We start from the raw sequence: 24,906 nt of genomic DNA, 5'->3' as shown, positions 1-24,906 counted from the left end.
ACGCATCCAAGGGCCGCATTTCGCGTCTTCATGAAGATTTTTGGAAATTCTCTGTCGCAAAGTGTCGTAGTCGCCATGTCAGGTCCGCATCATGTAGGCCCGAAGGAAATTCCGATCCAAATTGAGTTGAAACATCCTCGTGGTAACTGAACGGTCTTCAATCGCCGAATGCCACATTCGCATGGTCACTTTATCGAGTGCTGCGGCAGAAAGAATGATCGTGAATTGCAATTCCAAGCGCGTCAATTCAACAAACGACGTCTGTTGTTCATGCAGTGAAGGCGCGTTGGTGGACCCAGCCAGATGTGTTTGAGCGACCTGCTTGCGCAGAACAAGCTCATCCTCGTCTCCCTCTCAGCGCAGGAAAGCGCTTTCTATTCTGGACAAACATGCGTACTTTCGTTTTTCCCGAATTCAAATCGCCAGCATCTGTCGCATCAAATGACCACAAAACTGATGCCTAGGAAACTGGAATTTTTCCGCTGCTGGAGGCCGTATCCAGATCACTGTTCGGCAAACGTCGGTCATTCGTGCAACGCCCTCCCCTGCCCTACCTAGAATGAAACGGTCATCTTCGACCGTTTTTTCTACCTTTGAACTGATACGGAACAGCTGATTTCATCGACTACTCGACGAGAAATTCAGACGATTTTCGAAAACGACTCCCCCTGGAATGGTGTTGAACCACTCTCTGAGGAACATCTGATTGGCTGTGAATTTTCAGCGAGATTACGGTTAGCGCGATGCGTTGCACATCGACCTCTACAGGCGGCAATCCCTTTGCCACTGGGAGTGATGCACCGCGCATCACTCCTCTTCCTGTACTGGGAGTGATGCACCGCGCATCACTCCTCTTCCTGTACTGGGAGTGATGCACCGCGCATCACTCCTCTTCCTGTACTGGGAGTGATGCACCGCGCATCACTCCTCTTCCTGTACTGGGAGTGATGCACCGCGCATCACTCCTCTTCCTGTACCGGGGGTGATGCACCGCGCATCACTCCTCTTCCTGTACCGGGGGTGATGCACCGCGCATCACTCCTCTTCCTGTACCGGGGGTGATGCACCGCGCATCACTCCTCTTCCTGTACCGGGGGTGATGCACCGCGCATCACTCCTCTTCCTGTACCGGGGGTGATGCACCGCGCATCACTCCTCTTCCTGTACCGGGGGTGATGCACCGCGCATCACTCCTCTTCCTGTACCGGGGGTGATGCACCGCGCATCACTCCTCTTCCTGTACCGGGGGTGATGCACCGCGCATCACTCCTCTTCCTGTACCGGGGGTGATGCACCGCGCATCACTCCTCTTCCTGTACCGGGGGTGATGCACCGCGCATCACTCCTCTTCCTGTACCGGGGGTGATGCACCGCGCATCACTCCTCTTCCTGTACCGGGGGTGATGCACCGCGCATCACTCCTCTTCCTGTACCGGGGGTGATGCACCGCGCATCACTTGGAAGCAAGCTCCTCGACAAACTTGATCAGTTTCAGAAGCCTTGCTTCAGAGAGCATCCCCTTCGGAAACGTCAACTGACCACCCCCATTTTTATCAAGCTTGAGGCTCGCCACCTTCTGCCCATTGACCAGGATTTCCTTCTGCGAGCGATCTTCTTTCGTCGATGGTGGCGCAGATAGAAACGTGAAGATCGAACCAGCATTGGGTCGAGGGCTCTTTGCCTTGATGGCATCAATTCGTTCAAGAAGCGCGTCTTGATCAGTCGACCACGCGCTCAGCAATGGAGCTGTCCAGCGATACTGCAGATCGAGCGGCGAAGAAAAAGCCTCAACCACTTGAGGCGGCAATTCAGCAATGGTGATCGCACGGCTGACGGTAGACTGATCCAAGCCAATGGCATCCGCGAGTTTTCTGTGGGATGGGAACAGTCCGCGCTTCAGGATCGACTGGTACCAGACGCCCTTCTCCCAAGGAGAAAGATCGTCACGGTTTCTGTTCTCGCGCTCCATCTCCACGAAGAGTCCGACATCGTCCAGGTTGTCGACCAGCGCCAGCACTGGCAAGCCCAACTGTTTGCAAGCCTCATAACGACGGTGGCCATAGACAATCTCATACTTGCCATTGGCTATGGGTCGTACCTTGATCGGCACAACGTTTCCACCGGCATTCTCAATTTCCAGCTTCAGTTGCTGAAACTGGGCCGTCTCAAAGTGCTTGGGATCACGGTTTGCCCAGGGGCTCCGAACGATGAGGGCTGTGTCGATCTGACGGGTGACCTTCGCGTTCTCCCAGACCTTCGCCTCTTCCTGAAGCTCCTTGACTCGCGAAGCTGCAACCGTCAGATCTTGAACCTGCTCCTTCAGCGTTTCGTTCTCACGAAGCAAATCGGATTTCTGATTGGCCGCATGTGCCATCAAGAATCCAGGAGCCGTCTTGGGCTTCAATTCAGGCTTGTCGGCTGGCTCGGTAGGAGCCATGCCTGGCAACTGCCCAAAATTGATCTTGGAGGCTTTGTCCCGAATGCTCATCATTCATCTCCATTTTCAAGCTGAGAGGCCCAGACAGCTTCGACTTGCTGTTCGACAAGTTCCACCATCCGATCGTATGCATCGCGAGCACGGCTGAACGTCTTCGCATTCATCGAGCCCTTGGGAACGTCATAGACGGTTCCGAACTCGGCGCTCGCAGAAGATGTGACTGCTGTCTTGGGAATCTCGATCGGCAGAACCTTGTCGCCATAAGCCTCAATCACCCATTGACGAACGACCGAACTGGCCGCGTCGGACGATTCGACACGAGACAGCAGCACGTCGATGAACTCAAAAGTCTTGTCCTGTCCGCGAGCACGAATGAGCTGGTTGCACAAGTCGGAGAACAGATCCCAGAATTGAGCGCTGGATGCAAAGTCCAGAGCCGAGGGAGGAACAGGCATGATCACACCGTCGGCCGCCATCAACGCATTGATGGTCACGTAAGACAGGGCAGGGGGGGTGTCGATCACGATCACATCGTATTCCGCTCTCGCTTGGTCAAGACCACGGTCAAGAACCCGCCAGAACTCGAAGCCTGGGTCGGATGATTGCCGTGCGGGGAGGACAAATTCAGCACCAAAGAGAAGAGGGGCCGCACAGATCAGATCGACGGAGGGCCAGTAAGTCTTGCGAATCGCGTAGCTCAGGTCGGCATGCTCTCCGGAGAACAGCGGCATGGCTGTGTTTTCGACTTCGACTTCCGCATCGGGAAGAACCCCGAACAGAGTGGTTGCCGAACCTTGAGGGTCCAGATCCAGCAGCAGCACCTTGTGTCCACGCAGGGACAAGCCTTGAGAAAGGGCCACTGCCGTCGTCGTTTTGGCCACGCCGCCCTTGAAGTTGGCCACGGTGATGGTGGTACCGACCGCATCATTGGGACGCAGATGATCTGCTCTGAAGGCGCGGACCCATTCCTGAGTTTCCTCCATTGACCAGACTCTCTTGTTGCCAACCATGGTCCCGGCTGGCAGATCGCCGCGCTTCACTCGATAGGTGATCTTCGTCTTATCTACTTGGCACAGCTGTGCCAGTTGCGAGATGCTCATACTAGGAGCAGACTTGGCGGCAGTGGGTGGCAGCATCGCAGAGCGGATTGCCGCCATCATGCCTGCCACACGAGTAGCCTGTACCTCGATGTCTTCCAGGTTCTGTCGCCTGATGGCTTGTGTGAGATTCATGGTTACCTTCCGCTGATTGAAATAGATTCAATTATGCAGCGCTTCCACGAAAAATCGAAGAATTCCTGCCTCCGAATGGAAGTTTTGAGGAAACACTCGTTAAAAAGTCGTTCCACTGACTAACTGAAGACTTCAAAGGTCACGAGATTAAATATATTCAAAGTAATTAAAGAGATTTGGATTCTGTGAATAAGTCAAATTTTCCATATAAATCAATATATTACGTTGATTTTGAGATGTGACTTGTCCGGTATTGAACCGAAACTGTCCAACTTCAGCCCGGAAGTGTCCAGACTTCACCCGAAATCGTCCGTTTTTGCACCGCAGCATTTGGGACTGGGTTGTCATCTGTGGATAACTCATCTGGCGGGCGAGGAATTGAGCGCATTTGCAAGCGTCCAGTCCTGAACCGCCTCATTTTTGATCAAGTCAGGGCGCTTTCCTTGTCTGTCCAGCATCGAACCGACCATCTGAAGATCTGAAATCACCCAATGTCTAACATTGAACCGATGTCCCGCGTGCCGGAAACCGAGCAATATTTGGAAGCGTCCAGCTTCAAACCGTTTGCAAATGATCCGTGTGGTCGATCACTGTGCTGAGCGTCCAACTTTGAACCGTCATCGCAGATAGACTCAAAGAAGCTCAGTCTTCGAATTGTCCAGCTTTGAACCGCCTGGGTGAGCGCAAGACATTGAAATTGCTACCTTGCCTTGCAAATTCAGTGCAAAAAGTGCTCGCTAACTACACGGTTTTCAGTGTCCAATACAGATTGGACAGTTGGATGCAATTAAATGGATACGACCGAATCATCTCTACAGCTCTTTCCCTCCATGTCGGGGGAGGGTGCCGAGTTGCGCAAGCCGCACGAGATGATCGTCATGATTCCACGCACCAAGCGGGTCACGCTCACCGGGCGCAAGATCTACAACGCGCTATTGCATTTCTCTCAGGATCGCCTTGTGTCCATGGAAGGAATGCCAACGGCGGACTTCATGTTTTCCGCGCCCCTGCAATCTATCCTGAAAGTCTCCGGATCGAGCAGCGAAACACGCACCGTGGCGAAACGTTATCTGCGTGAAATGCGCGGCTTGGCTGTCGATTGGGAAACGACCGCTCCCGGAGATGGGGTGAAGTGGAAAGACTTCTCCATGCTCGCAGAGGCTGCGATCGAGGTTCGCAACGGCGAAAACTGGGTCCTGTGGACGTTTCCTCCCACATTGATCACAGCGTTGAAAGATCCCATGCGCTGGGCGCGGATCGATCTGGGGGTGCTGGCAACGCTGAGCACCTACACATCCGTTGCGCTGTACGAGATCTGCGCTCGCTATAGAGACAACCCCGGCGGGTTGACCAGCAGAAAGCCGGTGGCCTGGTGGGCCGACGCACTGAGTCCTGCCCCCGCGGGCTCGGAGCGCCGGGAGTGGCGCAAGTTCAAGAACGAGAAGGTCAAGGCAGCCGTCGAAGAAATCAATGCGGAGACGGATCTTCAGATCGAGATGATCGAACACAAGCAAGGTCGCAGCGTGTTCGAAGTTCAATTCGCTGTGCGCAAGAAGCGGGTTGCCGTCAAACTCGTGGAACAGGAACAGCTGGGTCCCGTGGATGCGGATCTGGTTCTGTCGGCACAGGCGCTTGGCATCAGCGAAATGAAGATCGAAGGCCTGATCAAGGAGTTCGGCGAAAAAGCGGTCAACGAGAAGTTGGTGGTTCTGAAGCAGCGACTCGAAAACGATGGACTCAAGAAGGTCGAGAACAGCTTTGCCTACCTTCGCTCACTGCTCCGTTCTCCCGGGGACGATGATGAGATCGCCAAGCCTCGCACGAGCACCGAGACAAACGCCATTCCCCACGTTGATCGGGTTCTGCAAAGCGCAAAAGCCGAACCGCAAGCCTTGTCACCATCGCAAGTGCAGAACAAGGCCTTCGATGAATGGATCGCCGACCGACGACGTTTCGTGACGGACGAAATTCAAAAGCTCGACAGCTTTCAGAAGGAGCAACTGTTCAAGGCAGTCGCCCATGAATTGACGGAGAAGGGCCTGATGACACCAGTGCTCAAGCGCCGCGCCGCGCAGGGCGACATGATGCACGGAGCGCTTGGCGTTCATTGCGTCAATCACTACGCCAAAGTGCTTTTGGGGCCGGACTGGAACAAGCCGGATGCGGACTTGTTCGGTGTCGTTGCGCGTTGACAGATCTGTGATCTGAGATTCGGGCTGCTCCTCTACGCCTCCTTCAATCTCGAGGCAGCCAGCTTCAACAGTGGCAGAAACTCCGTGCGTGCTTGCTCTCGCGTGTATTCACCGGAAATCAGGCTCACATTGATGGCCGCAACGATGCTCCCGCCATGCCCGCGGATGGGTACTGCCAGTCCGCAAATGGACTCGTCATATTCAGCATCCGACCATGAATAGCCTTGCTCGCGAACGTTCGAGATGATCGTGCGCAAGCGCTCTTTGTCCGTGACTGTGCGTGGGGTGAGTGCGGTGAATTCGGTCGCGTCCAGATAGGTGTCGAATCGCTCCGCGGACAAACCGCTGAGGAGCACACGTCCCATGGATACCGAATAGGCCGGCAGGCGACTGCCGATGGATGGGCTGAACGCGAGGATGCGTTTGGTGTGAAAGCGCTGGATATAGACGATGTCTTCATCGTCCAGAACGGACACGGCGCACGATTGCTTGATGCGTGTCCCCAGCTCTTCCAGAACCATCTGCGACTGCCGCCAGAACGGCAGCGTGTAGAGGTAGGTCATCCCAAGCCGCAGCACCTTGGGCGTGAGCCAATAGTCCTTGTCATCCGTGCCCACAAATCCCAGATCGATCAACGTCAGCAGCAGACGCCGGACCACGGTTCGTGGCAACTGTGCGGCTTCGCTGATCTGGGCCATGTTCTGTCGCCCCGTGGATTGCCCCATCACTTCGATGACGCTCAGTCCGCGTGCAAAGGTTCTGACAAACGATTCGCTCTCTGGAGTGGCCATAAGGGATTTCCCGCGCCGAGGTTGACGTAGGTTAAAAAATGCGAAAAATGAACGTAGAGCGGATCAATATGACCGCTAAGCGGACATTCTACAACATGTCCTTCGCAATTTCAACAAGGCAGGAAAGCATGAAAGAGACAACGTTCGAAACGGATTTCTGGAAAGACGAGAACCTCCGCAAGATCTGGGACGACATCGTTCCCGGCGAGCCACGCAAGACCATTCCCTACACGCTGACGCTGGAAGCCATCCAGAAATACTGCCGTGTGGTGGGTGACATGCATCCGCTGTACTTTGACGAGGATTTCGCCAAGAAATCTGTGTATGGCGGATTGATCGCTCCTCCTGCCATCCACATCCTGCTCATGTTCGCGTGCACACCGACGGACGACTGGATGCGCAGTCCAGGCACGGTCAACGCCGGCCAGTCGTGGAGCTACAACATCCCGGCGCGTCCAGGCGATGTGATTCGCCTTGAAGCGCGCGCTCTGGACAAGTTCATCAAGAAGGATCGTCTGTTTGTGGTGCACGACAACGTGTTCTTCAACCAGAACAACGAAGTGATCTGCTCTGGCCGCGGCCAGACCATTCGCCCGCAGTAATCCAGACATCAGGAGACACGCATGAGCTTTGAACAACTGAGCATCGGCCACGAAATCGTCGGCAAGTCCTTCTCTCCCACCCGCGAAACGATTCGCGAGTTCTGCGAGGCATCGTTGGATTTCAATCCTCTGCATCTGGATGACAACTACATGAAGGGCGACTTTGGGAAGACCAATTTCGGCGGAATCATCATGCATGGCATGAACAACTTCGGAGTCATCACCCGCATGCTCACAGACTGGTTGTATGAGCAGAACGCCGTGCAGCGTCGCTTGGAGACTCGCTGGAAAAGCCCGGTCAAACCCGGCGACACCATCACTCCCAAAGGCCGCATCACTCAGCTCAAGACCACGCCCAAGAGTCGTTGGGTCTGTCTCGAAGTGGAGGTTCGCAATCAGCGTGACGAGGTAGTGGCTGTGGGCGAGGCGATGGCGGAGTTTCCGCACTGAAAACGCGAATCGATATTCGAAAAATAGAACTAACGATATAGGAGACTTCGGTGATGGGAATGAAATCTGGATTCGTGAAATGGTCGATAGGATTCGTGGCTGCGCTGTCCATTGGGGCGACGTTTGCGCAATCCTTTCCGACACAGGCAGTGAAGATCGTGGTTCCGTTCCCCGCCGGAGGGACCACGGACATCCTGGCAAGACAACTGGCGGCAGAGCTCGGGCAAAAATGGTCTGTGCCAGTGATCGTGGACAACAAGGCTGGTGCGAGCGGAACCATTTTTTCCGAGCAACTTGCCCGCACAGCACCGGACGGCTACACGTTGATGCTGACGGCCACGCACCATGTGATCAACCCAGGTCTCTACAAGAACCTCCGATACGACACGAAAACATCATTCACACCATTGGCGCAGGTGGCGGTGGTTCCCAGTCTGTTGCTGGTCAATCCAGCAGTGCCGGTCAAGAATGTTCAGGAGCTGATTCAGTACGGCAAGGACAACCCCGGCAAGCTGAGCTTCGGCTCTGCAGGCACTGGCGGAGGAAATCATCTCGCGGGTGAACTCTTCAAGTCCATGACAGGAGTGCAGATGGTGCATGTGCCCTATAAGGGCGCGGCACCTGCTCTCAACGATTTGTTGGGTGGCACGATTCCGGTGATGTTCGATTCGATCACCGGCGTCATCCAGCATGTCAAAGCCGGGAAGCTGAAAGCACTCGGCGTCACGTCGCTCAAACGATCAGTGGCCGTTCCGGACATTCCCACGCTCGACGAAGCTGGAGTGAAAGGCTTCGAAGCGAATTCATGGTTCGGTCTGTACGGGCCAGCGCACATGAAGCCCGAGGTGGTCGACAAGATCAATGCCGATGTGCGTGAGGTGCTGAGCACGCCAAAGATGAAGTCTCTCTTCAGCGAGCAGGGGGCTGAACCAGGCACCATGACGCAACCTGCGTTTGCGGCATTCGTGAATACAGAGATCGACAAGTGGTCCAAGGTCATCAGCACTGCCAATGTGAAGCTGGATTGAGGAGACCGCATGACTTCAACGAATCAGACGACAGGTGCGCTGTCGCATATCCGCGTGCTCGATCTCTCTCGTGTGTTGGCAGGACCATGGGCCACGCAGAATCTGGCAGACCTCGGTGCCGAGGTCATCAAGGTGGAGCGTCCCCGAGTCGGTGACGACACACGCGGTTGGGGCCCGCCATGGATACGCGACGATCAGGGCGAGTACACGCATGACTCGACCTACTACGCAGCCGCCAACCGAGGCAAGAAATCCATTACCGTGGATATCGCAAGTGCCGAAGGGCAGAAGATTGTCTGGGAGCTTGCGGCGGTTTCGGACGTGGTGGTCGAGAACTACAAGATCGGTGATCTCAAGCGCTATGGACTGGATTACGAAAGTCTCAGCGCGATCAACCCAAGACTGGTCTACTGCTCGATCACAGGTTATGGACAGACCGGACCGAGTGCGCACAAGCCCGGATACGACTTCGTCTTTCAGGCGCAAGGTGGTCTCATGAGCATCACCGGCGAACGTGACGATCTGCCCGGCGGTGGCCCACAGAAAGTCGGCATCGCCATCGCCGACGTCATCACCGGCATGTACTCGTCCATCGCCATTTTGGCGGCACTCAATCATCGGGATGTTTCCGGGCACGGGCAGTACATCGACATGGCGTTGCTCGACTGTCTGGTGGCGCTCGGTGGCAATCAGGTGACTGGGTATTTTTCGAGCGGCAAGGTACCGCATCGGTATGGCAATGCGCATGCCAGCCTGGTTCCATATCAGGTGTTCCAGACAGCGGACAGCGATATGGTGGTGGCGGTCGGCAACGACATGCAATGGCAGAAGTACTGTGAAGCCATCGAGCGCCCGGACCTCGCCGCAGACGAACGGTGGACCAAGGTGACCGGGCGCATCGTTGGGCGCGAAACGCTGATTCCCGAGTTGGCCAAAACCATGCGAACCCGTGGTTCCGAACAATGGATTGCGCGTCTCGAATCCTTGGGCGTGCCTTGCGGGCGCATCAACAACTACCAGCAAGTCTTCGAAGACCCGCAGGTTGTTCATCGCGGATTGAGGGTGGACCTACCGACAGAAGACGGAGGCACGGTGTCCACCATCGCGAGTCCGCTGCGGCTCATGGGAACGCCTGTGCAATACAAGCTTGCTCCCCCGAAGCTTGGCAGCAGTACGGAGCAACTGCTCAAACAGCTTTTGCACAAATCGGACGAAGACATCTCGGCGTATCGAAAGGCGAATGTGATCTGAACGCTGTCGCTCGATGCGTGCGGCAAGGGCAGGGGACATGGCACGCGAGAGCCGGGATGTCGCTGGCTGCGGATTCAACCATATGGAGCAAACACAAATGATGAAATCGATATCGAGACGGCTGATGTTGGCGTTGGGCGGATTCGCGCTTTGTGCCACGACCGCGGGATTTGCACAGAGCTATCCGCACAAGCCGGTCAAGGTCGTCATGCCTTGGAACGACGGTTTTCCGGCCAATTCGACGCGTCTTTTCTCGCAAGAGTTGGCGGCCCACTACAAGCAGGCATTCGTGGTGGAGCCCAAACCCGGTGCTGGCGGAGAAGTCGCAGCCAAGCAGGTGATTGGAGCCCCTGCGGATGGCTACACGCTGTTGGTCACGGGCTCTTCCATCACCATCCGCGCGGCCACGGACGAGAAGAATGCGGATGGTCTGAGAGACCTGCAGCCCATTGCCCAGATCACGACCACTCCTTATGTCATCGTGGCGAAGGCAGGAAAATTCAAGACCTTCAAGAACTTGTTGGCGCAAGCCAAAGGCAGTCAGAGCCGCATCAACTTCGCGTCCGCTGGCGTGGGCACCGGCATGCACTATCTGGGCGAGCTCATCAACCTCAGTGCCGGTGTGCAGATGATGCACGTGCCCTACAACACGGGCTCCAAGCAGTTGGCTGCGGTGATGGGAGGCGATGTGGACATCGCGATCATTTCGCTGGTCACCGCCTGGCCTCACATCACCGCAGGGACCATGGAGGCGCTCGCAGTCAGCTCGGCCGAGCGCAGTGCGGTGGCAACCAATGTGCCTACTTTGCATGAGTTGGGGCTCAAGGATGTGCCGGCAATCGGGGCCTGGATCGCGGTGTTTGGCCCGAAGAATCTCGACCCTGCCATCGTCAAGAGTCTTTCCGAAAAAATCACCGAAATCGCGAAGAGCCAGACGACTCAGGAGACAGTCAAGGGGTGGGCAGCCGAGCTGCCAGACACCAGCACGGCAGCGTTGGCGGGTGTGCTGCGCACGGAGACCAGCTTCTGGAAAAAGCTGATCAAAGAGCGCAACTTGCCGGTTGCCGATTGAACGAAGCGGTTGCAGATACAAAGACAAGGACGAGACATGGAGCACAAGCTTTCTTCACTGTCTGCTGACATCGTTCAGCCGGAACAGTTGCTCAATCAGCCCAGCGCCAATCGGCTGTTCATCGACGTGCGGTTGGGTGAACCATCCGACGAGTTCAAAGACTACCGCGACGCCCACATTCTCGGCGCGGTGCATGCGCAGATTCGTGATGTCTTTGCGGCGCCACCATCGCCGCAATCGGGGAATCTGCCACTTCCCTCCATTGATGCGCTGGAGCGGCAGCTCACTGCCTGGGGGGTGGATGACGATACGGAAATCGTGACCTATGGACCTTCCATGGCACTGGCCGCGCGTGGTTGGTGGGTACTGCGCTGGGCAGGGCTCAAGAACGTGAAGGTGCTCGACGGCGGGATCAAGGCATGGATCAATCAGGGAGGTCCTGTCGCGCAAGGGGAAACGCAGCGCGATCCCAGAAGTGAAGCGCAGCGATTGAATCTGCTTTCAGGCAGCATGCCTCAGATTCTGGTTGCGGATGTGGAAACGCTCAGTCCCGACACTTTGCTCATCGACGCCCGTGACGAAAACTCGTTTTTGGCCGGCAGCATTCCACGGGCCCGCAATCTCCCTGCCGCAGAACAGTGGACTCCGGCAGGCAATTTGCGAACCAGTGGGGAAGTGGAGGAGTTGTACAGCGCGGTGGGTGTTCGTGATGGCGACGACGTGGTCGTCTATTGCGGAGGCGGCGTGTTGTCTGCATTGGAGGTGCTCACGCTGCGTGCGCTGGGGCACAACCCGCAGCTCTATGTGGGCTCATGGTCCGAATGGAACAAGAGTCCAGAACGCATGGCCCGCAGCGCCGCAGAAAGGGTTTCGCAATGACACCGCACTCCAGACATCACACGGCCGACCATTTCGATGTGGTTGTATGCGGAGGTGGTCCAGTGGGCCTGGCAACCGCCTTTCTTTTGGGGCGTGAAGGCCTGAGCGTGGCATTGTTCGAAAAGCGTCCGAGCACGACGACGTTGCCCAAAGGCCAGTATCTGCATGCATCCACCGCAGAGTTTTTCCGGCAATGGGGTGTCTGGGATCTGCTTGAGGATGCAGGCTGGGAAACGGAAGATGCCAATGGTCAGGGCTTTTATGTGAATGTGGCCAACGGCCCCGTCGCAGCCATACGTGCCATCGACGGGACGCATGAGGAGTATGAAAAAAAATGGGCCGATTACAGCCCGGTCTTTCCTCGCAAGATCCCGGCATCGGACTATGAGGCAGCGATCTGCCGCCGGGCGGAATCCTGGCCCAACACGTCTTTGCATTTCAATGCGCGCGTCACCGACATCGAACAGACGAACGATGGCGTGCGACTGACGGTGGAGGACATGCAATCGCATACCGTCAAAGATGTCACGGCGCGCTATGTCGTGGCTTGTGATGGAGCACACAGCTTTGTGCGCTCACGCCTTGGACGAGGGCAGGATCATGGACCGACTTTCGGCAATCAGGTGCTCGTGGAGTTCAGGGCTGATCTGGATGCAACGCTGGGCAAGGATGGCTTCTTTCATTCCTTCATCCTGAACCCACGTTATGCAGGCTGGTTCGGCAGCAAGCATCCAGACAACGGTCTGTGGCGCTACAGCTTCCGTCATGATGAAGAAACACCTCCTGTGCATGAAGTGCTTCTGGAGCGCATTCGCGGAGCGCTGGGCATGCCGGACTTGCCGATCGAACTATTCCAGATCTACCGCTTTGACTACAGCACCGGACTGCTGCGGCACTGGCGAGAAAAGAACGTCATCTTTGCAGGCGATGCGGCACATTGGCATTCACCTTGGGGTGGATTTGGCATGAACTCCGGTATTCAGGATGCCAACAATCTGGCCTGGAAGCTGGCGCTGGTTCTCAAGGGAAAAGCGGGCGATTCGTTGCTCGACACTTTCGAGATTGAACGCAAGTCCAAGGCGCGCATTACCGTGAAATCTGCAACGTACAACTCGCTGCACTACCAGGCCATTGCGGAGGCGGCGCGGGTAGGCGAGGGCGAACTGTTTGCCCAAGGAAAGATTTCAGCCGAAGCGCAGTTGTTTCTTCAGCAGCGAACAGCACCTCATGGAGACAACGCGGTGCTGCATACCGGCTACCAATTGGGCACGGTATATCGTTCGCAGGCGGTGGTATCGAATGAAGAAGTGGCCCCGGTGCCCGAATTGGTCGAGTATGTGGAGACGACCGTGCCGGGTGTGCGGGCACCTCATGCGTGGTTGCTTGATGCGCAAGGAAAGCGCTTGTCGACCATCGACCTTTGGGGAGGACGATTCGTGTTTATCGGACACCATATGGATCAACGCTGGGCCGCCGCCGCGTCTGATGTTTACAGCAATTTGGGGATCGAGCTGACTGCGGTTTCCGTTGGGGAATCCGAGGCTTATCGCGCATTGGATTCGAAGTTCGCGCGTTTGTACGAAGTGAACATCGGCGATGTGGTCCTGGTACGCCCGGACGGCTTTGTCGCAGCGAAGCTGGGAGCTTCGGAGGTTGCATCAGCAAGCCATCAGTTGCAGCGGATTCTGTGCACGATTCTTGGCGTCAGAGAAGTCGCGATGGAGCCGCTCGTGGAAGCAGTTGCCTGAACTGCGTGGGTACACTGATTGGCTATGAAATCGAAGCCCAACATCCAGTCCTTCTTTGACCCCAGCACGTCCACGTTCACGCATCTGGTGGATGACGGCGTGGATTGCGCGGTCATCGATCCCGTGTTGGGTTTCGATCAGGCCAGTGGCACCATCGACACGGGCCCTGCCGACATCGTGGCGCAGGAAATCGCGCGCCGTGGTCTTCGGCTGCAATGGTTGTTGGAGACGCATGTGCATGCGGACCATCTGTCTGCAAGTGCGTTGCTCCAACGTCGGCTTGGCGGTCAGATGGGCATTGGGCGCGGCGTGACGGAGGTGCAGGCGATTTTTCGCGATGTCTTCAATGCATGCGATGTGATTGCCGATGGGTCGGCGTTCGATCGGCTCTGGGAAGACCGAGAAAAGTTTCATGTCGGGCGGCTGCAGTTCCAGGCCATTCATCTGCCGGGACATACCCCTGCCGATATGGCCTACGTCGTTGCAGAGCAGGATGGTTCGTCTTCGGTGTTTGTGGGCGATACCTTGTTCATGCCGGATGTGGGAACGGCCCGTTGTGATTTTCCAGGTGGCGATGCAGGCACCTTGTATCGATCCATACAGCGGCTGTTGGCGTTCGAGCCAGACACCAAACTTTACCTGTGCCACGATTACCCCGCCAACGGCCGAGAGCCGTGCTGCATCACCACGGTGGGTGCACAGCGGACACACAATATCCATGTCGGAGAGGGCATCAGCGAAGCCGAGTTTGTGGCACTCCGCTCCACGCGCGACGCGCAGCTGGGCGCTCCATTGCTGATGCAGCCGTCGGTGCAAGTCAATATCAGAGCGGGAAATTTTCCGCCGCCCGAGGCCAACGGAAAGACCTATCTGAAGGTCGCTGTGCGAGGCGATACGTTATTGAAGACATCAGCCTGCGTTCAACAGGACGAAGCAGTCCACTGACCAGGGGCAGTCCAGTCCAAATTCTTTTTGGGGCAGTTTAAACCCGGGGCGATTCACTGCGGGAGTGAATTCAAGGGCGACTTGCCCGACGCTGATAGCCCGGTGAGCCAAATCACGCCGCCTGCATGTCCGAAGCGCAGGACGCATTCTGCAGTGCTGACGCTATGGGGACCGCGACAAGGTTGTGGGCGGTTGGAGATGTGCCAATGCGTAGTGCCGGGTTGTGATCCCTGGGTCGTTGAGATTACGGTTTGCGTCGGCGACGAGCAGCGAATCCCAGCATACCTGTCAACAGTGCGAGAGCCCATTGCGACAGCGTCGGGACCGGTGTGGGATTGGACGCTGAAGCGGTCAGCGTGACATTTGCGCTGGCCACACTGCCAATGGTTGCACCAGTCGCATTTCCGAGCGTGACCGAGAAGGTACGACCGGCTCCCGAAGGCGTGGCCACCAACGTGGGAACCTTCACCACGAAGGAGATGGTCCCTGCCGGAATGGTAATGGTGATTGGGCTCGCATCGAAGTCGGTGCCTGCGAGTGCAGGTGATGTTCCTGTACCGGCAGGCGTTACCGTCACCGTCACTGGGCTTGAGGGAGCTTGACTCAGCAGCACGTTGAAGCTTCCCGCTTGTCCTGCCTCGACGGTGGATGGTCCTGAGATCGAGAGCACGGGCTGCGCTATGGCAACCAGGGTGACGCTGGCTGTTGATGCTGCGCCAATGCTGCCTCCCGTCGCATTGCTGAGAGCGACAGAAAAACTGCGCCCACCTCCTGATGGGGTGGCAGCGAAGGTGGGTATAGATACCGCGAAACTCTGGCTCCCCGCTGCAATGGTGATTGTCTGCGGTATCGCATCAAAGTCAGTTCCGGCCACGGCTGGTGTGGGCCCAGTCCCTGTGGGGGTGACTGTCACAGTGATGGGGTTGGCAGAGACCGTGTTGAGCTGGATGTTGAAAGTGGCTGCTTGTCCAGCCGTGACAGTGGATGGGCCGGTGATGGAGAGTTCTGATGGAACTGCCACCAGCATCGTGCTGGCATTGTCTGCAGAACCAATGGCCCCATCGACTGCGCTGGTCATGGTCGCTGTGAGGCTGCGGCCGGCACCTGACGGTGTCGCCGCGAATGTGGGTATGAGCACGGTTGCCGTGGTGCTGCCTGCGGGAACGACAACCGTGATGGGCGTCGCGTCGAAATGCGTACCTGCCACGGCCGGAGACGAACCGGATCCGGTTGGCGTCACCACGATGCTGGATGGACCCGATGATGCAGCACTCAGCGTGATGGTGAAACTTGCCGCTTGCCCTTCCGTGACAGTTGCTGTACCGGCGATGGACAGTGTGGGCCGCCACTCGAATGCTCCGATGTCGGGGCTTGAGCCCACGGTGCGCGCAAACCCGGTGCCGCGCTGGTCCGTGCTGAGCGAGCTGGGGCTTGCACCGGCATCAATGGCTGGACTGCCATCCAACAAGGCATGTGTTTGGGTTGAACCGCCGTTGTTCTGCAACGGACCGAGCATCGGACTCACGTTGAGCAGGTTGTTGGCACTGCTGCCGTTGATCGTGCCAGATGGGGCATCCTGAATCAGACTGTTCGTGGCATTGAGCACGGCAGGCTGTCCGGTATCGTTGAAGATGTCGTTTCCGTCCGCTTGTGATGCGGCGCTGTTGCCAGCCACGAGGACATTGGCAAGTGTGGACTCCCCTTCGTGATGGAGGATGCCACCGCCTTTGCCTGCCGCCACATTCTCGGCGATGGTGACGTTTACCAGCTTCAGGTTGTTGGCGTAGCTGAGACCCACATTCAGTCCACCGCCATCCCCGGTGGCGACATTGCCAGAAATCGTGGTGTTCTCGATGGTGGTGGGCTGGTCTACTTCGTACAAGAAGATACCGCCACCGTGCTGAGCGCGGTTGCCCGTGATGGCTGAATCGCGAATGGTGAAGTTGCCGTTGTCCGCACTGTAGAAATAAATGCCGCCACCGCGCTGTCCGGCCACGTTCCCCGAAATCGTGCTGCCTTCAATGGTGACATCGTGATCCGGGTCGTAGAAATAGATGCCACCGCCATGCTTCGCAGCCTGATTGTTGCTGATGGTGGAATTCCGAATCAGCAGCAGGCCACCGGTATCTTCAACGTAGATGCCTCCGCCATTTTGACCAGACGTATTCCCGGTGATCGTGCTGTTGCGCACTGTCAGTGTCATGCTGAAGCCATCCGCCCAGAGGCCGCCGCCGTCCACAGTGGCTTTGTTGCCGCTCAGCACAACGTTGTCCAGTGTCAGATTTTCATCATTGTCGAAAATTCCGGCGCCATTGTTTGCGGCACCTTGCGAGATGGTGAGGCCGCTGATGGTCACGTCCAGCAAAGAAGCCCCGTTGTACAGATAGAGCACGCGCGACGCATTGTTTCCGCTGATGGTCAACAGATTGGGGCCTGGACCTTGAAGGGTCACGGAATCGCTGACATTCAGCTCGCCAGAAGTCAGCGTGATGGTTCCGGTCAGTCCAGCAGCAAAGTCGATGGTGTCGGCTCCGCTGTTGGCATTGGCGTCCGCAAGGGCTTGGCGCAGCGATCCGGGTCCCGCGTCATTCAGGTTGGTGACGGTGTAATTCGCTGCTTGGGCCGCGCCGCCGACAGTCATCCCGAACGTCATGGCCAACGCCACGACCATGGGCTTCAAGCCCAGCGAATATGGGGCTGCGGCTGGGGTGAAATGCAGGGCTCGGTCCATGATTTGAATTGAGTCGTTCAAATTGCAACAAATGTCAATTTGAATGATACTGGTTGGTTGTTGTCCTGCCAACTCACAATCACTCTCAGTTCCGGTGACGTGGGTTCCTGTGCCGAACGGAGTAGCACCAGCCCATGCGTTTGCCAAAAGCTTTTGTTCGCCTACCCTGGCAGTTCGATGCCGCGAGACTGGCCGCAGCCTGCGCTGAATTCAGCGAGGCTGATTGGCGCGCTCATCCGCAGAATCACGCAGGCAACACGGCATTGTCTCTCGTGGCAGTGCATGGGAATCCTCAAGATGATGGTGTAGCTGGTCCCATGACCGCGACCCCGCTGCTTGAACGCTCGCCCTATCTGCAAGAAGTGTTGGCCAGCTTCGACACGCCTGTCGGGCGTACACGACTCATGCGGCTTGCGCCGGGAGCCGATGCGACGCCGCATGTCGATATTCACTATTACTGGCAGCAGCGCATGCGCATTCACGTGCCAGTACTGACAACACCCGACGTGCGTTTTGAATGTGGCGACGCCCAAGTTCACATGGCTCCTGGTGAAAGTTGGGTGTTCGACACTTGGAGATTGCACAACGTATTGAACCCAACTGACAAGGAACGCATCCATCTGGTCGTTGATACGGTGGGGAGCGCCTCTCTTTGGGATGCGGTGGCGGGGCAGGCCCCCCGAAACGCTCCTCCCCAGTCAGCCACGCCTATGTTGAGGTTCGAGCGCACCAACATTCCGATCGTCATGAGTCCTTGGGAACTTGACGCACTTTGGGCTGACTGGCTCGCAGACGCTTGCGGGTCGCCGCAAGGACCAGAGTCTGCATTGGCCATCAATGAGTTGCTGCAGCCAACGCTTCGCGACTGGCGTGCGCTGTGGGCAGAGCATGGCGACCAACCATCGGGCTGGAATGACTTCTTGCAATTGCGAGATCGAATCTCGGCTTTGGGCCATTCCTTGAAGGGCAAACTGACCTTGCCCAATGGAGTTGACCTTGGTCGGTTGCTGCAAGTGGGGCTGGTCCCTGTACTGTGTCAACCGCCCGAAGCAGAGCTCACAAAACTCAAGACTGTGACCCACTCGACTCCATCAGTGGTGCCCACATCGATGTCTCGCTTGCGTGGCTCGGAGCGAATCCAACACACGGTGTCGGATACGGATCGTCTGCGGCGTCCGGTCATCATCGTGGGGGCGCCTCGCTCCGGCAGCACATTGTTGTTCGAGACTCTGGCGCACTGTCTGCCAGTTCACACGGTGCAAGGTGAGAGCCATCAACAGATCGAACGCTTTCAGGAACTGCGTCCGCAATCGCGCAATCACGCGTCGAACAGGCTGGTACATGAAGACGCACAAGGCGCGATTGCAGACGCGCTGCGACGGGCATTTCTCGACAGCCTGCGTGATCGTGCGGGGCTGCCGCCACCGGCTGGCCAGCACGAGGTGCGCTGGCTGGAGAAGACACCCAAGAACGCATTGCGTGTTCCATTTCTCGATGCCGTTTTTCCAGAGGCCTGCTTTGTCTATCTGCTGCGTGAACCTCGCGCCAACATCGGCAGCCTGATGGACGCATGGCAATCTGGGCGCTTTGTGACCTATCCTGGTCTGCCCGGATGGTCCGGGCCTGCCTGGTCATTTTTGTTGATCGAGGGCTGGCGTCAACTCATCGGTAGTCCCCTCGCCCACATCGCTGCCGCTCAGTGGTCGCAAGCGAACAGTACCTTGCTGGAGGATCTGGCGGCATTGCCTGCAAGCAGGGTATATGCGCTGGAATATGAGTCTTTTGTTCAAGATCCTCAGAAACACGTCGCTGCCATCGCCAGGTTCGCAGGGCTAGATTGCGACCAACCTGTGCCGTCACCATTGCCCTTGGCTCGCCACACACTCACACCGCCGATCACCGGAAAATGGCGCCGGCATGCGGATGCGCTGGAGGACCTCTGGCCAGCGTTGATGCCATTGGAAGCACGTGCACGCCAATTTGTACATGACTGTCAGGCTCTGCACCTCGCAGGATTCAAACCATGAGTGAAGTCTCTCGATACGCAACGGATGATCCAGTTGAGATGGCAGCGGAAGCCTTGTCCAGCGTGCACTCCAGCAACCTGCCGTTGATCTTGAAGCGGCTGCGTGCGACTTTGCTGATCACTACGTACCAGGCGGGAAAACTCATATTGGCGCGAGCCGATCAATCGACGCTCAACACCCATTTCGTGCACTTCCCCAAACCTATGGGTGTCGCTACTGACTCGGGCCGGATCATGGTGGGCAGCGCCACTGGCATTCATGTGTTCCGCAACGTGCCAAGTCTGGCGGAGCGCCTTGCCCCTCATGGACGACATGACGCGGTCTACGCCGAGCGTCACTACCACATCACCGGCGACATCGACATCCACGAGATGGGGATTGATCGCGAAGGCCGGTGCTGGTTCATCAACACTCGCTTTTCATGTCTTTGCACGCTTGATGCAGCCCATAGTTTTGTGCCACGTTGGTGGCCATCCTTCGTGTCTTCCTTGGCGCCGGAAGATCGGTGCCATCTGAATGGTCTGGCGATGGTCGATGGTGCTCCGCGTTATGTCACCGCGCTTGGCGCGACGGACACACCTCGTGGTTGGGGCGCCAACAAGAAAAATGGGGGCGTGCTGCTGGACGTGCCAAGTGGCGAGCTCATCGCGAGCGGCCTTTCCATGCCGCACAGCCCACGTTGGCACCGCGGTGCATTGTGGCTGCTTGAATCCGGTACCGGAACGTTGGCCCGCCTCGACGCGCAGAGCGGACGGGTGGAGACCATCGCTCGGGTACCAGGCTTCGCTCGCGGGCTCGATTTCGCCGGACCGCTGGCTTTTATTGGCCTGTCTCAGTTGCGAGAGACCAATGCGTTCACCGACATTCCTGTCACGGACGAAAACTCGGACCGCATGAGCGGCGTCTGGGTCGTGAACACCGAGACCGGCAAGACCGTCGCATTGCTCAAATTCAACAATGCTGTGCAGGAAATCTTTGCGGTGCAGCTACTTGCGAATGTTCAGTATCCGGATGTACTTCGCAGTGATCATGAATTGCTGCGCACGACGTATGTGCTGCCCGATGCACGCTTGAAAGATCTGTCCATTCTCTGAACCCTGAGAGAATAGTCGCGCGTTTATCACCATGTCTTAACACGGTGATTTCAAACTTGAAATGCAACACCATCGGTGGATATTGAAGCTCAGGGTTTTGTGATGAATGACAGCAATCTGCTGCTCCCCGGACATTGTGACTGCAGAATCTAGAGCCCGCTTCTTGGCCAAGAGCATCAGGAAGCTGGTTGCCACTTCACGGCAGTAATCGCTGCTCTGCCGACATGGCAGACGAAGTTCAGACTGCGGAATCGGATCGTCTGGAGCCTGCGCTGCTAGTCCGATGCAGCCTGCCGCGAAGCGTGCACAATGCGCTCAAACGCACCACAAGATAACTTCGCAGGAGCCCTATGCAATCGCACAAGCTTGAGATTTTCGCGGACTATTTTCAGTTCTACCTTCAGGACGAATCTGCCGAGGGAGACTTGAGTGACGCGTGGGACGATGACGCCGTCAAGCGCATGTTTGCAGTCTCAACGGGAATCGTCGGTATCGGCACAGCGCGAAACATGGACGTGCCCGTCTCGCTGGAGTTTCTCGACGCAGCGCCGCCAGAAGACTTTTTCAACTGCGACCTTGTTGTTGAGGGCTCGTTGCTTGTGTCTACAGGTCCGCTCGTGGTGGCAGGATGCACGGACTACTTTCCCGGTGCTGCTCGTTTTCCGCTGGAACCTGGCACGTACAGGGTCAGGCTGTCATGCTTTGGGCTGGACTCACTGTCGGAGGACGGTCTGGACGGCGAGGACCACTATCGGGTGCAGCTCTGGCCGGGGTCCATGACGGAACCCACGGTTCTCAAGCAACGGGCTGTCTGACCAGGCGTTGGGGGCCGACGTCACACCGGTCTACACCAAGGGAGCGCCAAGACGTTCCGACTGGATGGCGCGCTGAACGGCGGGGCGCGCCAGCATCTGCTGCAAATAAGGACCCAACTGCGGCCTTTCGCGCGCGGGTTGTGTGAAGCCACGTGTCCAGCGGCAGAGCATGAAGGTGTACGGGTCCAGGATCGTGTAATGGTCCCCAAGCAGCCACGGGCCATTGCTATTTTGCAGTTGCAATTCCAACTGATCGAGCAACGTGCCGATCTTTGATTCGGCATGGGCACGTACCTGCGCGGCACCCTGTGTGTTGTCTGGGTCTACCCAACGCTCGGGGTAGAAATAGATGATCAATGCGGTTTGCAGCGTATTCGTCAACCACATGAGCCACTTGTAGAACTCCGCGCGTTCGGGCGTCGCCACAACGGGTGCCAATCCACTGTCGGGGTGCGTGTCTGCCAAATGCAGGCATATCGCAGCCGCTTCGTACAGGACCATGTCGCCGTCCACGAACACAGGAATCAAACCGTTGGGGTTGAGTCGTAGATAGTCTGCCGATTTGTGCGCCTGCTGTGTTCGGTCCACGAGCATCAACTCGAAAGGCCGCCCGATTTCTTCCAGAACAATGTGGGGCGCCATGCTGGCGTTGCTGGGGTAATAGAACAGTTTCTTGGTGGCCATGATGGACGTCGCTTGCTGATGTTATTCGAGGCCTTGCGCAGAATGGCGCGTCGGCAGGAGCGAATAGCAGGATGTGGGTTGGATTGCAATTCCTGATCGTTGTTCTGCTCATGTTACTCACTGTCCTGCAGTGAGTATGGGACGAGCTTGCGTTCATGACACTCTCCGGTGTCGTGAATTGGATCATGTCAGATGTCGCCAATTGGTTTGAAGTGGCGGGAGCAACGCAATAGCATCAAGGGCATACCCATCTCTTCGAGTTGGATTCCTCTGTGCGTGGAGTCGTTGACGAATGAAATTCCTGCTTGCCACCATCAAACACGAAACCAATACTTTTTCTCCGGTTCCTACTGACGTAGCCCGATTTTCATTGGGGGAGGATGTTCCGATACAAGGCGAGAGAGCCGCGGCACTGCGAAGAGGAACCGGAACAGCAATGGGAGGATATATCGAGGTGTTGGAGGCATATGGCATCGAATTCGATGTGGCTGTTGTCGCCGAAGCGAGGCCAAGTGGCCCCGTGCAACAACAAGCATTCGATGCCATAACGGACCCTGTCATTGCAGCACTCAGCGCTGGTTGCTACTCCGCCGTACTGTTGGATTTGCACGGTGCAATGGTGACCGTGCAGTTCGATGATGCAGAAACGGAATTACTTCAACGTATTCGCTCAGTTGTGCCGAATATTCCGATTGGCATGACATTGGACATGCATGCCAACGTGTCCGTGGAAACCGTCAAACTGGCAACGGTGTTGACGGGCTATCACACCTATCCGCATGTCGATGCTAAGGATGCGGGAGCCAGAGCAGCACGACTTCTCGTCAGTGCAGTACAAGGAACAACCAAGCCACGACTTGCATGGTGCAATGCACCGATGCTCCCCCACGTCATGAGGCAAGGGACGTACAGCGGGCCAAACCAGATACTTCAAAGTGCATGTATCCGGCTGGAGCAACAAGGAGTTGCGCTGGCGGCATCCGTCTTCACTGGGTTTCCACATGCGGACATTGAGGGCGCGGGATTGAGCGTGGTGGTCTGTTGCGATGATGACCCACTCCAAGCCGGTCAATTGGCCGAACATTTGTGTCTGCAGGCATGGGAGCTGCGGCATGACTTCGTGTTCGAGGGAACGCCGTTGGTTCATTCTCTGGATCAGGCCGCAGCCGCAAAGGAGTTTCCGGTTGTCGTCCTTGACCATTGTGATAACGCATCTTCCGGCGGGACCATGGATACGACGGTCGTTTTGGCTGAAGTATTGAAACGCAACCTGGACCGGGCGGTGTTCTTTGCGATTCACGATCCGGATGTGGTTCAGCAAGCCATTGCGACGGGCAAGGGGAGCGTTGCGGTCTTCTCTCTGGGAGGCAAGCATCAAAACTTGGCAACGGGGGAGCCCAATCCGCCGCTTGAGGTACGAGCACGTGTCAAGACGATCTCGGATGGCAAGGTAATTCTGCATGGTCCGATGATGGCCGGCATGGCGGTCAACATGGGGCCTACGGTCGTCCTGCAATGCGACGATGTTGACATCGTGGTGGTTTCAAACCATGTGGAGCCATCCGATCGAAGCTATTTCTCGACCTTGGGCTTCGATGTGCTTCAGATGAAATTCCTGATTCTCAAGAGCCGAGTGCATTGGCGCGCAGGCTTTGGGGACCTTGCCCGGACTGTTGTTGAGGCCGACGGTATTGGCGTGACTGGATCGGATTACACGAAGTTCAACTATCGGAAGGTCAGGCGTCCCATTTTTCCGCTTGATTCCTCATTCACCTATAACACTGGAGACAACCAATGAAAAAGTATCACCATCGCCTGGCATTCTCGTCCGCGTTGATTGCGCTGGCTTTCATGTCCGTACCGAGCGCTCAAGCGGACGATGGCAAGAATCCCACCCGTATCGTTCTTGGCTATGCGCCGGGAGGTGCGATGGATGCGTTCACAAGAATCGTGGCGGACGGGCTGAAGAAGCATATCGACGGCCCCATACTCGTCGAAAACAAGCCTGGAGCATCAGCCAGGCTGGCGCTCAATCATGTCAAACGGCAACCGCCAGATGGGAAAACCATCCTGATCTCCTCAGCGCCATTGTTCACGGTCTTCCCGTATACCTACAAAAACGTGGGATACGACGCGGACAAGGATGTGGTACCCGTGGCCCATCTTGCTGACATTCCGTTGGTCCTGTCGGTTGGCACGCAACAGCCCTACAAAACAACGAAAGACTATCTGGAGTGGGTGAGGAAGACACCAAAGGACTCAGGCATTGGATTGGTGACGCTGGGTGGGCCTACCCAATTCGGCATCATGTCACTGAACAAGGCCGCGGGGATTGACCTGATTCCCACAGCCTACAAAGGAGCTGCCCCCATGCTCACCGATGAAATCGGTGGAGTACTCCCGGCCGGAATTGACGCGGTCGCGAGCAAGCTGGAACTGTATAAAGCAGGTCGTATCCGCTTCCTTGGAGTGAGCGGAAGAAAGCGCAGTACTGTCGCTCCCGAAGTGCCGACCTTGGCGGAATCCGGTGCCCCCGGATTCGAAATGGCCTCCAGTTGGTATGCGGCATTTGTACCTGCTGGAACACCCAGTGATGTTGTTATCAAGCTGGAAAAGGCATTGATCAGCGTGGTCAACAGCAAAGACGTTCAAGAGAAACTGACGAAATTGGGCGTGGAAGGAACGGGACTCAGCAAAGAAGAGTTGCGGCAACAGATTCTGCAACAGCGAAAAGTCTGGAAGCCCATCATTGATGAGTCGGGCTTCGTGGCCGAATGAACTGGAAAGTGCGCAGGCCTTCCGATGAAGCTCTGCGCATTTTCAAATGTTCATCGAGCAATCGCCAGCTGGAAATGCGCCTCCATTCAGAATCCCGATGAGACAGGCAGAGTCGCAATGCTGGAGTGTCAGTTTCCATGCCTCGATGGT

The 24,906-nt window shown here is 56.8% G+C and carries 19 protein-coding genes; 14 read left to right on the top strand and 5 right to left on the bottom strand.

Annotated elements, in window-relative coordinates:
• Positions 1 to 1,453: 1,453 nt before the first annotated feature.
• Both G7048_RS25950 and G7048_RS25945 read right to left on the bottom strand, forming a co-directional pair.
• On the bottom strand, positions 1,454 to 2,491 hold the full coding sequence (locus G7048_RS25950; protein WP_166071368.1) for a ParB/RepB/Spo0J family partition protein: 1,038 nt from the start codon (positions 2,489 to 2,491) through the stop codon (positions 1,454 to 1,456).
• A complete protein-coding gene (locus tag G7048_RS25945; RefSeq protein WP_205750434.1) occupies positions 2,488 to 3,669 on the bottom strand; it encodes a ParA family protein in 1,182 nt (393 codons plus the stop codon). The genes G7048_RS25950 and G7048_RS25945 overlap by 4 nt, the downstream gene beginning before the upstream one ends.
• A 791-nt stretch (positions 3,670 to 4,460) precedes the next feature.
• On the opposite strand from G7048_RS25945, the gene G7048_RS25940 reads away from it, so the two are divergent.
• A complete protein-coding gene (locus G7048_RS25940) occupies positions 4,461 to 5,861 on the top strand; it encodes a replication initiation protein (RefSeq protein WP_166071367.1) in 1,401 nt (466 codons plus the stop codon).
• 32 nt (positions 5,862 to 5,893) lie between these two features.
• Here the strand turns inward: G7048_RS25940 and G7048_RS25935 are convergent, their stop codons facing one another.
• Positions 5,894 to 6,652: an IclR family transcriptional regulator C-terminal domain-containing protein gene (locus tag G7048_RS25935; protein WP_166071366.1), complete on the bottom strand. Its 759-nt coding sequence runs from the start codon at positions 6,650 to 6,652 to the stop codon at positions 5,894 to 5,896.
• 128 nt (positions 6,653 to 6,780) lie between these two features.
• Here G7048_RS25935 and G7048_RS25930 point away from each other — a divergent pair, with 128 nt between their 5' ends.
• The 8 genes from G7048_RS25930 to G7048_RS25895 all read left to right on the top strand — a co-directional run bounded on the left by G7048_RS25930 (position 6,781) and on the right by G7048_RS25895 (position 14,627).
• Positions 6,781 to 7,254, top strand: a complete 474-nt coding sequence (locus tag G7048_RS25930) for a MaoC family dehydratase (protein WP_166071365.1) — start codon at positions 6,781 to 6,783, stop codon at positions 7,252 to 7,254.
• Positions 7,255 to 7,275: 21 nt separating this feature from the next.
• On the top strand, positions 7,276 to 7,704 hold the full coding sequence (locus tag G7048_RS25925) for a MaoC family dehydratase (RefSeq protein ID WP_166071364.1): 429 nt from the start codon (positions 7,276 to 7,278) through the stop codon (positions 7,702 to 7,704).
• Positions 7,705 to 7,763: 59 nt separating this feature from the next.
• On the top strand, positions 7,764 to 8,732 hold the full coding sequence (locus G7048_RS25920) for a tripartite tricarboxylate transporter substrate binding protein (protein ID WP_166071830.1): 969 nt from the start codon (positions 7,764 to 7,766) through the stop codon (positions 8,730 to 8,732).
• Positions 8,733 to 8,741: 9 nt separating this feature from the next.
• Positions 8,742 to 9,983, top strand: coding sequence for a CaiB/BaiF CoA-transferase family protein (locus tag G7048_RS25915; RefSeq protein ID WP_166071363.1), 1,242 nt, complete (start codon positions 8,742 to 8,744; stop codon positions 9,981 to 9,983).
• A gap of 97 nt (positions 9,984 to 10,080) precedes the next feature.
• Positions 10,081 to 11,055 (top strand): tripartite tricarboxylate transporter substrate binding protein, encoded by a 975-nt coding sequence (locus G7048_RS25910; protein WP_166071362.1) that lies wholly within the window; start codon positions 10,081 to 10,083, stop codon positions 11,053 to 11,055.
• A gap of 36 nt (positions 11,056 to 11,091) precedes the next feature.
• Entirely contained in the window at positions 11,092 to 11,934 is an 843-nt protein-coding gene (locus G7048_RS25905; protein WP_166071361.1) for a sulfurtransferase, read from the top strand.
• A gap of 62 nt (positions 11,935 to 11,996) precedes the next feature.
• Positions 11,997 to 13,682 carry an FAD-dependent monooxygenase gene (locus tag G7048_RS25900; protein WP_166071360.1) on the top strand — a complete coding sequence of 562 codons (1,686 nt, stop codon included), beginning with the start codon at positions 11,997 to 11,999 and terminating at the stop codon, positions 13,680 to 13,682.
• A 24-nt stretch (positions 13,683 to 13,706) separates the two neighbouring features.
• On the top strand, positions 13,707 to 14,627 hold the full coding sequence (locus G7048_RS25895; RefSeq protein WP_166071359.1) for an MBL fold metallo-hydrolase: 921 nt from the start codon (positions 13,707 to 13,709) through the stop codon (positions 14,625 to 14,627).
• A 244-nt stretch (positions 14,628 to 14,871) separates the two neighbouring features.
• Here G7048_RS25895 and G7048_RS25890 read toward each other — a convergent pair whose 3' ends face one another.
• The gene (locus tag G7048_RS25890) at positions 14,872 to 17,505 is read right to left on the bottom strand and encodes an IPTL-CTERM sorting domain-containing protein (protein WP_166071358.1); all 2,634 of its coding nucleotides are present in this window, start codon (positions 17,503 to 17,505) and stop codon (positions 14,872 to 14,874) included.
• Between G7048_RS25890 and G7048_RS25885 the strand changes: the two genes are divergently transcribed.
• The 3 genes from G7048_RS25885 to G7048_RS25875 all read left to right on the top strand — a co-directional run bounded on the left by G7048_RS25885 (position 17,493) and on the right by G7048_RS25875 (position 21,294).
• A complete protein-coding gene (locus G7048_RS25885; protein WP_166071357.1) occupies positions 17,493 to 19,385 on the top strand; it encodes a sulfotransferase in 1,893 nt (630 codons plus the stop codon). The genes G7048_RS25890 and G7048_RS25885 overlap by 13 nt on opposite strands.
• Positions 19,382 to 20,479, top strand: a complete 1,098-nt coding sequence (locus tag G7048_RS25880) for a TIGR03032 family protein (RefSeq protein WP_240933417.1) — start codon at positions 19,382 to 19,384, stop codon at positions 20,477 to 20,479. Before G7048_RS25885 ends, G7048_RS25880 begins: the two co-directional genes overlap by 4 nt.
• A gap of 350 nt (positions 20,480 to 20,829) precedes the next feature.
• On the top strand, positions 20,830 to 21,294 hold the full coding sequence (locus G7048_RS25875) for a hypothetical protein (RefSeq protein WP_166071356.1): 465 nt from the start codon (positions 20,830 to 20,832) through the stop codon (positions 21,292 to 21,294).
• A gap of 30 nt (positions 21,295 to 21,324) precedes the next feature.
• On the opposite strand, the gene G7048_RS25870 is transcribed toward G7048_RS25875, so the two are convergent.
• Positions 21,325 to 21,978, bottom strand: a complete 654-nt coding sequence (locus G7048_RS25870; protein WP_166071355.1) for a glutathione S-transferase family protein — start codon at positions 21,976 to 21,978, stop codon at positions 21,325 to 21,327.
• Between the two features lie 292 nt (positions 21,979 to 22,270).
• Between G7048_RS25870 and G7048_RS25865 the strand changes: the two genes are divergently transcribed.
• Together G7048_RS25865 and G7048_RS25860 are read left to right on the top strand one after the other, a co-directional pair.
• On the top strand, positions 22,271 to 23,776 hold the full coding sequence (locus G7048_RS25865) for a M81 family metallopeptidase (RefSeq protein WP_166071354.1): 1,506 nt from the start codon (positions 22,271 to 22,273) through the stop codon (positions 23,774 to 23,776).
• Complete coding sequence (locus G7048_RS25860; RefSeq protein WP_166071353.1) at positions 23,773 to 24,756, top strand: tripartite tricarboxylate transporter substrate-binding protein; 984 nt, start codon at positions 23,773 to 23,775, stop codon at positions 24,754 to 24,756. Before G7048_RS25865 ends, G7048_RS25860 begins: the two co-directional genes overlap by 4 nt.
• Positions 24,757 to 24,906: the final 150 nt, after the last annotated feature.

It is taken from the genome of Diaphorobacter sp. HDW4B (genome assembly GCF_011305535.1).
In the GTDB taxonomy this organism is placed as follows: Bacteria; Pseudomonadota; Gammaproteobacteria; order Burkholderiales; family Burkholderiaceae_C; genus Diaphorobacter_A.
This window is presented reverse-complemented; position numbering and strand designations above follow the sequence as displayed.